This window comes from Burkholderia sp. KJ006, from assembly GCF_000262695.1.
Taxonomy (GTDB): Bacteria; Pseudomonadota; Gammaproteobacteria; order Burkholderiales; family Burkholderiaceae; genus Burkholderia; species Burkholderia vietnamiensis.
Map to the genome: position 1 here is coordinate 920,782 of NC_017921.1, position 11,599 is coordinate 932,380.

Sequence of the window (11,599 nt, forward strand, 5' to 3'; positions counted from 1 at the left end):
GCGCGCGCGAACGGCGGCGAGCGCCCATGGTAGACCGGTTGGCGCCGCCCCGCACGTGCGGCCGCGCTTTCGGCGGCCCGCGAAGCGTGCCAGAATCGGTGGCTTCCCGGTCCGGGACGGACGCGCAGGCGCCGGCGTCGCGGCGTCGCAAGGCAAAGGAGACTTCGATGACTGCATCGGCTGCCGTACTCGCCATTCTGGCTGCGCTCTGGCTCGGCGCGATGATTCCGGGCCCCAGCTTCGTGCTGGTCGCCCGCAATTCGATCGGGCTGTCGCGCCGCGACGGGCTCGCGACCGCGCTCGGCATGGGCGTGGGCGGCATCGCGTTCGGCGGCGTCGCGCTCGCCGGGCTCTATACGCTGCTGCAGGCGGTCGAGTGGCTGTATGTCGCGCTCAAGCTGGCGGGCGGCGCGTATCTGATCTACATGGCGTCGAAGATCTGGCGCGGCGCGGACCGGCCGATCGCGATGGACGATCCGCGGGGCGGCGCGGCGGGCAGCGCGCGCAAGTCGTTCCTGACCGGCCTCACGACCCAGCTGAGCAACCCGAAGACTGCGATCTGGTACGGCAGCATCTTCGCGGCGCTGCTGCCGCAACATCCGCCGCTGTGGTGCTACCTGGCGCTGCCGCCGCTCGTGTTCGCGGTCGAGTTCGGCTGGTACACGATCGTCGCGCTGTGCTTCTCCACCCGCCGGCCGCGCGAGCTGTATCTCCGGGCGAGGAAGTGGGTCGACCGCATCGCGGCCGGTGCGATCGCGCTGCTCGGGCTGCGGCTGATCCTGAACGCGCCGAAGGCCGGGATCTGATGCGACGCGCGCTTGGCGCGTCTGCGATGCACTGACTCCCCGTCACCACGGCCGGCCGATGGTCCGGCTGCGAGCGATCGCGTTCGGCACGAGTAAGGCTCATGGAACCCGTTCGACCGTCGTTGCGAGCCCGGCCGGCTTGCTCGCCGGCGGCCCGCAGCCGCCGCGCGGTGCGGCGCCGTCCCGGCCGGCGCGCCCGCGATCGGCTCGCGAGCCTTGTGCGGCGGGCGTTCCCGCCGGCCGCACGCGGTGCGGTGCCGCATCGCTTTCCCGATTCTGGCGGGCGACCGCGCGACGACGTGTAAACTGCTGCCTTTTTTGACGGTTTGCAGCATGGTGCAAGCACCTCCGCGCCCGGCGCTGAGCGGCCCGACGCTCGTCCGGCTGCTCGCGCGCCTGACCGATGCCGACGTCGCGGAATCCCGGCAGACGCTGTCGGACCGCCTGAGCCAATGGCTCGGCTGGACCGACGCGATCACGCTGTCGTCGGCACTGAATGCGAACCCGCCCGCTGTCGCGGCCGGCGTGCGCGGCTACGACGCCGAGCGCGACAGCGCGCGCGTGCGCCACGACCTCGCGCAGGCGATCACGGGCGCCCTTCGGCCGCGCACGCGGCGGCGCGCCGGCGAGATGCCGCCGCCGCCCGCCGACACGGCCGATTTCGCGGACTTCCGCCAGCAGTGTCTGTCCCTGCAGCAGGAGATGGAGACGGCGATCGGCCAGTTGCGCGCGCGCCTGCGCGTCGCGCTCGCCGCGCGTTCGTCCGCGCTGGCGCGGCTCGCGACGCTCGACGCGATCATGGAGCGCGTGCTCGGCGCGCGTGAGCGCAGCCTGCTGGGCGCCGTGCCCGCGTTGCTCGGCACGCGCTTCGAGCGGCTGCGCGACGCGGAGCGGCAGGCGCTCGCCGACGCGCAAGCAGCGGCCGATGCCGATGCCGATGCCGCGCCCGACGCGCCGAGCCCCGCGCCGGTCACGCCGGTCGTGCCGGGTACGTGGCTCGACACGTTCCGCGACGAGATGCAAAGCATCCTGCTGGCCGAACTCGAAGTCCGGTTTCAAACGGTGGACGGGCTGCTCGCGGCCCTTCGCACCAGCTAATTCCCAAGCTATGTCCAGAATTCGTCTTGATCTCGTTGTGTTCATCGCCGGCCTGCTCGCAGTGGGCTGGATCGGCGCCGGCTATGTCGCGTCGAACCCGCTTGCGGCCGCCGTCACGCTGCTGATCGGCGCGTGCTACGTCGCCGGTGCGTGGGAGCTGCAGCGTTACCGGCAGGCCACGGCCACGCTGACGCGCGCGGTGGCCGGCTTGACCGAGCCGCCGGCGACGCTCGACACGTGGCTCGATACGCTGCACCCCGGGCTGCGCGGCGCGGTGCGCGCGCGCGTCGAGGGCGCGCGCGTCGCGCTGCCGGGTCCGGCGCTGACGCCTTATCTCGTCGGCCTGCTCGTGCTGCTCGGCATGCTCGGCACGCTGCTCGGGATGGTCGTGACATTGAAAGGCACGGGCGCCGCGCTCGAAAGCGCCACCGACCTCGATGCGATTCGCGCGTCGCTGATCGCGCCCGTCAAGGGCCTCGGTTTCGCGTTCGGCACGTCGATCGCGGGTGTCGCGACGTCCGCGATGCTCGGCTTGCTGTCGGCGCTCGTGCGGCGCGAACGCATCGAGGCAGCGCAGCTGCTCGACGCGAAGATCGCGACGACGCTGCGCGTGCACTCGTCCGCGCATCAGCGCGACGAATCGTTCCGGCTGCTGCAGCGCCAGGCCGACGTGATGCCCGCGCTGGTCGACCGGCTGCACACGATGATGACGGCGCTCGACGCACGCAGCGCCGCGTTGCACGATCGCCAGATCGAAAGCCAGCACGCCTTCTTCGAGCGCACCGAGCGCGCGTATGCGGGCCTTGCCGCGAACGTCGGCGACGCGTTGAAGGAGAGTGCCGCCGAAAGCGCGCGCGTGGCCGGCGCTGCGCTGCAGCCGGTCGTCGCCGCGACGATGACGGGGCTCGCGCAGGAGATGGCCGCGCTGCGCGACACCGTGACGGGCGCGGTGCAGCGCCAGCTCGACGCGCTGGCCGGCGGCTTCGAGCAGACCACCGCCGACGTGACGGCCGCGTGGGGCCGCGCGCTCGACGAGCAGCGCCGCGCCGGCGACGCCGTAGCGCAGCAGCTGCAGACGACGCTCGGCCGGTTCACCGACACCTTCGCGCAGCGTTCGAGCGATCTGCTCGACGGCGTCGCGACGCGCCTCGAGTCCACCGAAGGCCGTCTGTCCGACGCGTGGCGCGATGCGCTCGCGCAGCAGCAGCAGGTCGGCGACGCGCTGGCCGACCGGCATGCGCGCGCGCTCGGCGAAGCCGCGGCCACGTTCGAACGACACTCGGCGGCCGCGCTCGTCGCGATGCGCGACGCGCATGCGGGGTTGCAGACGCAACTGGCTGCACGCGACGAGGAGCGTCTGGCTGCATGGAGCGACTCGCTCGCCGCGATGGCCGCGAAGCTCGGCGACGAATGGCAGCGTGCGGGCGTGCACAGCGCGGGCCGTCAGCAGGAGATCTGCGATGCGCTCGCACAGACCACACGCGATCTGACCGCGCAAGCCGCGACGTTCGAACGACGCTCGAACGATCTGCTGTCGACGATTCGCGATTCGCACGCGGGCCTGCAAACGCAGCTCGCCGCACGCGACGAGGAGCGTTTGACCGCATGGAACGCATCGCTCGCTGCGATGGCCGCGAAGCTCGGCGACGAATGGCAACGTGCGGGCGTGCATAGCGCAGGCCGTCAGCAGGAGATCTGCGATGCGCTGGCACGCACCGCCAACGAGATCACCGCACAGGCGCAGGCGCACGCGAGCGACACGATCAACGAAATCTCGCGCCTCGTGCAGGCCGCATCGGAAGCGCCGAAGGCCGCGGCGGACGTCGTCGCCGAATTGCGCCAGCGCCTGTCCGACAGCATGGTGCGCGACACGGCGATGCTCGACGAGCGCAGCCGCCTGCTCGCGACGCTCGAAACCCTGCTCGGCGCGGTCAATCACGCATCGACCGAGCAGCGCACCGCGATCGATGCGCTCGTCAGCACGTCGGCCGATCTGCTCGAACGCGTCGGCGCGCGCTTCAACGACGCCGTCGATGCCGAGACGCGCAAGCTCGATTCCGTGGCGGCGCAGGTGACGGCGGGCGCGGTCGAGGTCGCGAGCCTCGGCGATGCGTTCGGCGCGGCCGTGCAGGTGTTCGGCGAATCGAACGACAAGCTGCTGAGCCACCTGCAACGCATCGAGGCCGCGCTCGAGAAATCGCTCGCGCGCAGCGACGAGCAGCTCGAGTACTACGTCGCGCAGGCGCGCGAGGTGATCGACCTGAGCATGATGTCGCAGAAGCAGATCGTCGAGGATCTGCAGCAGATTGCCGGTCGGCGCGCATCGGTCGGAGCGTAAGACATGCATGACGAAATCGACGACGGCGCGCCCGCCGCGCCGGTCTGGCCCGCGTTCGCCGACCTGATGTCGGTGCTGCTCGGCGCCTTCGTGCTGATCCTCGTCGGCGTGATCGGCATGCAATTGCAGCTGACGTCGAAGCTCGAGGAAGCCGTGCGCGCGCGCCGGCAGGAAGCGCAGCAGCGCGCGTCGCTGGAGCAGGCGCTCGCGGGGCCGCTCGCGGCCGGTCGCGTGACGCTCGTGAACGGGCGCATCGGGATCAGCGGCAACGTGCTGTTCGCGTTGAACTCGGACCAGTTGCAGCCGGCCGGCCGCGATCTGCTGAAGACGCTGGCCGGGCCGCTCGCCGCGTACCTGAAGACGCGCGACGAGATCCTGATGGTCAGCGGCTTCGCCGACGATCAGCAGGTGCGCGCCGGCAACCGCCTGTTCGCGGACAACTGGGAGTTGTCGGCGAAGCGCGCGCTGACCGTCACGCGCGCGCTGATCGACGCCGGCGTGCCGGCGCCGTCGGTGTTCGCGGCGGCGTTCGGCTCGCAGCAGCCGGTCAGCTCGAACGCCGACGACGAAGGCCGCGCGAAGAACCGCCGCGTGGAGATCGCGCCGGTGCCGCGCAAGAGCGCGTCGAATGGAGGAACGGCGAAGTGACGGTGGACGCGACGCAGGTGCGCGCGATGCTCGACGGATGGCGCGAGCAGCGCGCCGACCGGCTCGACCCGGTGCGCTTCCATCGGCTCGACGCGCTCGCCAAACGCGCGGCCGCGCTGGACGGCGATGCGCGCGCGCTGCTCGACGCGCGGCTCGCGACGCTGCTCGACGCGTTCGCCGCGATCGTGGCGCGCGCGAGCGAAGGCATAAACGTAGCTGCAACCGCAACCGCAGCTGCGTGCGACAGCGCGCATGCCGGCGCGCAGGGGCCTGCGCGCGGCGCACTCGCCGGGCTCGTCGCGCGGCTCGCGCGCGATGCGCAGGCCGACCGGCGCGGGATCGATCCCGAGCTGATCGACTACTTCCGCGCGACGTGGTCGAAGGTCCGCACCGAGCAGCAGTACCGCCAGTCGCTCGACCAGGTGCCGCGCAACGCGGGGCCGCTCAATTCGAACAGCCTCGTGCATCGGTCGCTCGCGACGATGCGCGAGCTGTCGCCCGACTACCTGCAGCAGTTCCTGTCGTATATCGATGCGCTGGCATGGCTCGAGGATCTGGCCGGCGGCCCGCCGCCCGACAAGGATGCGCCGCGCGCCAAGGCAGCGAAGTCCGGCAAGCCCGCGAAGAAAGTCGCGCGGGTGAGGGCGCGATGACGCCCGTTGCGGCGCTTCGCTAGCGGCTCGGCGCCTGCGCGTCGATCGTCGCGCGCAGTGCGAGCAGCGCATCGGTCAGCGCCGGCGCGAAGCGCGGATGCGCGGCGATGCCGGCCGCATCGAGCCCGCTGCCGAGGATCGGTAGCGCGATCGACGCGCGCTCGACGATGCATGCGGACATCACCGCCAGCGTTTCCCGCAGCGCCGCGTCCGCGTGCGTCGCGCGCGGCGACGCGTTCAGTACCGCGACCGGCTTGTACACGACCGCCTCGCATCCGACGATCCAGTCCAGCGCGTTCTTCATCACGCCTGTCACGCCGTGCGCGTATTCCGGGCTCGCGATCAGCACGCCGTGCGCCGCGTTCAGCCGTTCGATCAAGTCGTGCACCGCGGGCGGCGTCGGAGATTCGATATCCGGATTGAACAGTGGAAACTCGCCGAGCCGTTCGAAGCGCACGATACGCATCCCGTGCGGTGCGACGCGGGCCGCCGCATCGAGCAGCGCTGCGTTGTGCGATTGGGCGCGCAGGCTGCCGCACAGCGCGATGATGTCGACGCGGTGCGCGCGATCGGTTCGGGGTTCGTCGGCCATCGGCGGGTGGGTTGGAGGTGTAGGGGCGCGGCGTCGTCGCGTGGGTTCGACGGATTATCGCACCGGTGCGCGTTCGGGGCGCGCCGGCGCGAAGCGCGGATGCGCGCCGCTCATCGAACCGACGATCGCCGCCGCGTTACACGGCCTCACACCGCCGCGCGCATACCCAACGCGTGCCGCATCCGCGCAAACAACCCGTGCTGCGCGATCCATTCCGCATACGCGCGATAGTCCGGATCGCGCATCAGATGCCGTTCTTCCGTCTTCGCGCGCGTGTAGTAGATCAGGTTCACCGCGACGAGCCCCGCACAGTGCATCAGCGCGACCTGCCAGCCGAGCGGCTCGACGAACGGCACCGACACCATCCAGTACGACAGGTTCTTCGTGATGTAGGCCGGATGCTTCGTGAACCGGTACGGGCCCGACGTGATGATCCCGCGGTTCGTGAGATTCGAGAACCGCAGCCCGAACGAGATCGTCGACAGCGCGTAGGTCATCAGCAACAGGATGATCGCGCTGCCCCAGATCACGCGCAGCGTCGGCGCGGACAGCAGCCAGTTGTCCCAGAACAGCGAGCCTTCGTAGCGGATGTAGTTGTTCGAGATCAGCGACCAGAACGGCTGATAGCAGATCAGCGCGGCGCCCCAGCCGAGCGCGGTCGGCTCGACGCTGCGAACGTGGCTGTCGAGAATGCGGAACGTGCACAGGTAGCCGACGGTGCCGAACATCAGGTCCATCGTGAACGACAGGTCGTACAGGAACACGAAGGTCGCGAGCGTCATCGGTGCGTGCAGCGCGTTCGCGAGCGATGCGCTCAGGTGATCGGCGTCCTTCGACAGGTACACGGTCATCAGCGGCAGGAAGAACGCCTTCACGCCCCAGCCGGCGAGCATCTCGCGCACGGGCTGCCAGTTCGCCGGCCGCTCGCGACGCAACAGGTAGCGGCCCCACAGCAGATAGGCGTCGTCGGTGTCGCGCTGGTGGCGGTCCATCCACGCGAAGTAGAACGGCGCCGCGACGATCACGTACGGCGCCAGCGAGCGCAGCAGCGACCAGAACGGCAGATAGAACGCGCCGTGATATTCGGGGAGCAGCCAGTAGATCGCGCCGATGCCCGCGTAGATCGACGTGAGCGCGCCGAGGCGCGTCGCGACGCGCGCGAGCCCCAGCGGGCGCAGTGCCTGCCGCGACAGCCCGGCGCTCGGGCGCAGATACACGCGCGAGACGAAGATTTCGTGCAGCGCGATCGTGCCGATGATCGCGACGCTCGCGATCACGGCGCGGGTCGCCGCGTCGAGCGCCGGCTGGTCGCGCGTGACCCACAGCGCGACCAGCCCGGCCGCGATGCCGAGCAGCCCGGCGCGAAACGGCGTGGCGGAGCGCGGCGGACGATCGTGGACTGCGGCAATGCCGTCGATGGTGGAATTCATGATCGGATCCTCGTCGGGAGGTGGGCCGGCGTCCCCGCTTGGCGGATGACGCCGGCCGTCGGCCGGGCTCCGTATCGGAATGGGCCCGGCCACTGGCCTGTCGTTCTGATGGGTGAAGCGTTACTTCTTCGGCGCGGTGGCGCCGAGCAGACCGCCGAGCAGGTTCGTCACCGGCGCGAGCAGGTTGGTCGCGCCGCCCGCGGTGCTGCCCGAACTGCCGGACAGGCCGGCCGTCACGGTGCCGCTGCCGGACGGCGTCGTCACCGTCCCGACCGCGCCGCCCGGGCTCGCCGTGCCGACAGCGCCGAGCGCACCGGTCGGCGACGTCAACGAACCCGTCAGCGTGCCGACCGGACCGCTCGTCAGCGCGCCGCCGAGGTTGCCGGTCACGCCGCCGCCGGGCGTCGTCACCGTGCCGGTGAGGCTGGCGCCGAGCGGCGTCAGCGCGTTCACGAGGCCCGTGACCGGCGCCAGCAAGCCGCCGACGCCCGCGCCACCGGTGCCGCCGGTGCCGCTGGTACCACCCGTACCGCTCGAACCGATGCCGCCGAGCGTGCCCGTCACGGTGCCGAGCAGCGCGGTGATCGGGGCGAGCGGGTTGGTGCCGCTCGTTCCACTCGTCCCGCTCGTTCCGCTGGTGCCGCCCGAGCCGCTCGAACTGCTGCCGCCGCCGAGCCCGCCCGTCAACGTGCCGAGCAGGCCGGTGATCGGCGCGAGCGGGTTCGTGTCGCTGCTGGAGCTGCCGCTGCCGCCGTACAGCAGGCCGCCGGCCGATGCCACCGTGTTGCCGAGCTGCGCGACGGTATTGCCGGTGCTCGCGCCGACGGGGTTGCCGGTCGTGCTGCCGATCTGCGAGCCCGCGAGGCCCAGGCCGCTGCCGAGTGTGCCGAGCAGCCCGTTGAGCGGGGCGCCGAGCAGCGTCGCGCCGCCGAGCGTCTGCGTGGCGCCGGGCGTCGTGGCACCGCCGGTCAGCGTGTTGGTGATCGGATTGATCACGCTGCCGAGCTGCGTTTCGAGCTGCTGGACCGGTGCGCTGCTCAGCGCCGTGTTCAACGCCGACGCGGTGGAGTTCACCGCGGTGCCGACCGTGTTGACGAGGCTGCCGACCAGCGTCGTCGCCGGCGCGAGCGGCGACAGCGGACCGCTGCCGAGGCTCGTCACCGCGTTGCCGAGATTGTTGACCGCGCCGCCCGCGCCGGTCAGCAGGCCGGTGGTCGACGTGAGCGTCGGGCCGAGCGGGTTCGGCGACACGCCGATCGAGCCGAGGCCCGCCGCGATGCCGCTGCCGAGCGACTGCACGCCGTTGCCGAGGCTCGTGACCGCGTTGCCGACGCTGGCGGCCGTCGTCGGGTTCGTGCCGGGCACTTGCACGCCGCCGATCTGCGAGCCGCCGTTCGCGACGGTGGTGCCGAGTGCGGTGACCAGCGTGCCGGTTTGCTGAAGGACGTTGCCGAGCGGGGTGGTGGCGGTGCCCGAAGTGCCCGAGGTGCCTGAGGTGCCCGAAGTGCCCGAAGTGCCCGAAGTGCCCGAAGTGCCCGAAGTGCCCGAAGTGCCCGAAGTGCCCGAAGTGCCCGAAGTGCCCGAAGTGCCCGAAGTGCCCGAAGTGCCCGAAGTGCCCGAAGTACCCGAAGTGCCCGAAGTGCCCGAAGTGCCCGAAGTACCCGAAGTACCCGAAGTACCCGAAGTACCCGAAGTACCCGAAGTACCCGAAGTACCCGAAGTACCCGAAGTACCCGAAGTACCCGAAGTACCCGAAGTACCCGAAGTACCCGAAGTGCCCGAAGTGCCCGAAGTGCCCGAAGTGCCCGAAGTGCCCGAAGTGCCCGAAGTGCCCGAGGTGCCCGAGGTACCCGAGGTGCCCGAAGTGCCCGAGGTACCCGAAGTACCCGAAGTGCCCGAGCTACCCGAAGTACCCGAAGTACCCGAAGTGCCCGAGCTACCGCCGCCCGACGTACCCGACGAACCGCCGCCCGACGTCCCGGACGTCCCGGACGTCCCCGAAGTGCTCGGCTTGATCGACGGCGTCACCGGCCCGTCGACCGATCCGCAGCCATACAGCGTGACGACCGACAAGGCGGCTAGCGCCACCGTCGTTTTCTTGAAGTAATGATGCATGTTGGCCTCGACATTGGAAGTTGTGTCCGAGCCAACACTGCAAATTCCGCGCCACGACATGTTGTGCGCGATCCATGCGCGCTTTGTTGCGGGAATCGGGAAGATTGCGGTGATTTAAACGGGGGAAGGCAGGTTTCCGCGAGACGGCGCCGCGTGCTGCACGAATCGCCCGCCGCGGTGTTCCCGCCAGTCGCCGTAACGCCGCGCCGGATGTTACGTAGCGTCCTGCCCGCCGTCGCGCGTGCCCGGGCGCCCGGCCGGCGCGATGGGCGACGCCTTTGACGAAACGCCCGTACGCCGCGAACATCACGCGAAACCCACCGGAAACCCACCGGGCCGCAGGCGACGCCGACGCGGCCCACTTCGAACAGGACATCGACATGAGCGAACAGGACAGGGAGCAGGGCAAGACGCGCCGCGCGGCGGTGATGGGCGACGCTTTCGTCGAACGCGCGATGCGCGATCTCGACGGTTTTTCGCGTCCGCTGCAGAACTGGCTGAACGAGCACGCATGGGGCAGCACGTGGCAACGCGGCGGCATCGACCTGAAGACGCGCAGCCTCTGCACGTGCGCGATGCTCGCGGCGCTCGGCCGCAGCACGGAGCTGAAGGGCCACGTGCGCGGCGCGCTCAACAACGGCGCGAGCCTCGTCGAGATCCGCGAGGTGCTGCTGCACAGCGCGCTCTACGCGGGCGCGCCGGCCGCGGTGGAGGCGTTTCGCAGCGCGCGCGAGGTCATCGCCGAGCTTGGATTGTCATTGCCCGACGACGAAGCCTGAGCCACGTCGCCGAAGCGGGTCGCATGCGCGCATGCGCCGCGGCGGCGTCGCCGCGCGCGACGCGCGGCGCGGTTCATGACCGCGGCCGAGCCGTGCCGACTCGAGCGAGCGGCCCGCGGCTTCACGCCCGCCGCTGCGCCGCCCAACGCGATCAGTGCTCGACGTGTGCGCGCGCTGCACCCGCATCGACGGGCGCGGCGGCGACTTCGAGCAACCAGTCCGCCGTCGCGTCCGGAATCGTGACGGGCAGCATATGCCCGCCTTCCACGACCTTCAGCCGCACGCGGGGCGACTTCTGCGCGAGCGCTTCGCCATGCGTGCGCCAGTCGAGGATCGGATCGGCGTGGCCGTACAGCACGTCGACGGGCACCGTGAGGTCCGCATAGCGGCGCTCCATCGCCGGCAGGTCGACCGGCGCGGACAGCAGGTCCGTCGCGGTCGCATAGAACACGTGCGGGCGCAGCCCGAGCAACCCGCCGCCCTTCACCGCGAAGTCGTCCGGCACCGCGTCGGGCGCGAACACGTGCGCGACGGCCTTGCGCCCGGTCAGGATGGTCATCGGGATCGCGAAGGTCCACGACACGAAGCGGCGCACCAGCGGCGACGGCAGCATCAGCGGCTTGAACGGCCCGGGCGGCGCGCTCAGTTCGTGCGACAGCGGCGCGATCAGCGCGAGCCGGCTCACGCGCTCCGGATGGTTCAGCCCGACGGCGAGCGCGATCGCGCCGCCGAGCGAGTGGCCGACGAGCACGGGCCGCTCGAGCTTCAGCGCGTCCATGAACGCCGCGATCGTGCGCGCCTGCGCGAACACGTTCGCCTGCGAGCCGGCGCCGCGCAGCGAGCGGCCGGCGCCCGGCCGATCGACGAGGATCACGCGATGCTGCTGCGCGAGTCGCGTGAGCGGCAGATACGCAAAATTGCGCCATTGCCCGGCGAGCCCGTGCACGAACACGAGCGGCGGGCCGCTGCCGTACTCGACGTAGTGGAGGCGATCGCCGTCGATGTCGACGAAACGCCCTTCGGGCGGAAACGCGCGCGTCACGCGGTGCGCGACGTAGGCGGAGAACAACGCGAGCGCGACGAGCACGGCGACGACGCCGAGCAGCACGTTCAGGATCAGATGCAGCGTGTGGGTCATGT

Annotated in this window: 10 protein-coding genes; 6 read left to right on the forward strand and 4 right to left on the reverse strand. The window is 70.9% G+C overall.

Going from position 1 to position 11,599, the window contains the following annotated elements:
- Positions 1-167 precede the first annotated feature (167 nt).
- The 5 genes from MYA_RS18195 to MYA_RS18215 all read left to right on the forward strand — a co-directional run bounded on the left by MYA_RS18195 (position 168) and on the right by MYA_RS18215 (position 5,543).
- Positions 168-806 carry a LysE family translocator gene (locus tag MYA_RS18195; RefSeq protein WP_014724505.1) on the forward strand — a complete coding sequence of 213 codons (639 nt, stop codon included), beginning with the start codon at positions 168-170 and terminating at the stop codon, positions 804-806.
- Positions 807-1,139: 333 nt separating this feature from the next.
- A complete protein-coding gene (locus tag MYA_RS18200; protein WP_011881421.1) occupies positions 1,140-1,904 on the forward strand; it encodes a DUF3348 domain-containing protein in 765 nt (254 codons plus the stop codon).
- A gap of 10 nt (positions 1,905-1,914) precedes the next feature.
- Positions 1,915-4,242 (forward strand): DUF802 domain-containing protein, encoded by a 2,328-nt coding sequence (locus MYA_RS18205; RefSeq protein WP_041494074.1) that lies wholly within the window; start codon positions 1,915-1,917, stop codon positions 4,240-4,242.
- Positions 4,243-4,245: 3 nt separating this feature from the next.
- Positions 4,246-4,890: an OmpA family protein gene (locus MYA_RS18210; protein WP_014724507.1), complete on the forward strand. Its 645-nt coding sequence runs from the start codon at positions 4,246-4,248 to the stop codon at positions 4,888-4,890.
- Entirely contained in the window at positions 4,887-5,543 is a 657-nt protein-coding gene (locus MYA_RS18215) for a DUF2894 domain-containing protein (RefSeq protein ID WP_014724508.1), read from the forward strand. The genes MYA_RS18210 and MYA_RS18215 overlap by 4 nt, the downstream gene beginning before the upstream one ends.
- A 19-nt stretch (positions 5,544-5,562) precedes the next feature.
- Here MYA_RS18215 and MYA_RS18220 read toward each other — a convergent pair whose 3' ends face one another.
- The 3 genes from MYA_RS18220 to MYA_RS30020 all read right to left on the reverse strand — a co-directional run bounded on the left by MYA_RS18220 (position 5,563) and on the right by MYA_RS30020 (position 9,680).
- A complete protein-coding gene (locus tag MYA_RS18220) occupies positions 5,563-6,135 on the reverse strand; it encodes an NADPH-dependent FMN reductase (protein ID WP_014724509.1) in 573 nt (190 codons plus the stop codon).
- Between the two features lie 146 nt (positions 6,136-6,281).
- Entirely contained in the window at positions 6,282-7,565 is a 1,284-nt protein-coding gene (locus MYA_RS18225; protein ID WP_014724510.1) for an isoprenylcysteine carboxylmethyltransferase family protein, read from the reverse strand.
- A 120-nt stretch (positions 7,566-7,685) separates the two neighbouring features.
- Positions 7,686-9,680, reverse strand: a complete 1,995-nt coding sequence (locus MYA_RS30020) for a collagen-like triple helix repeat-containing protein (protein WP_041494075.1) — start codon at positions 9,678-9,680, stop codon at positions 7,686-7,688.
- Positions 9,681-10,060: 380 nt separating this feature from the next.
- On the opposite strand from MYA_RS30020, the gene MYA_RS18235 reads away from it, so the two are divergent.
- Positions 10,061-10,459 (forward strand): carboxymuconolactone decarboxylase family protein, encoded by a 399-nt coding sequence (locus MYA_RS18235; RefSeq protein WP_041494076.1) that lies wholly within the window; start codon positions 10,061-10,063, stop codon positions 10,457-10,459.
- A gap of 151 nt (positions 10,460-10,610) precedes the next feature.
- Here the strand turns inward: MYA_RS18235 and MYA_RS18240 are convergent, their stop codons facing one another.
- Positions 10,611-11,597: an alpha/beta fold hydrolase gene (locus MYA_RS18240; protein WP_014724514.1), complete on the reverse strand. Its 987-nt coding sequence runs from the start codon at positions 11,595-11,597 to the stop codon at positions 10,611-10,613.
- Positions 11,598-11,599 lie beyond the last annotated feature (2 nt).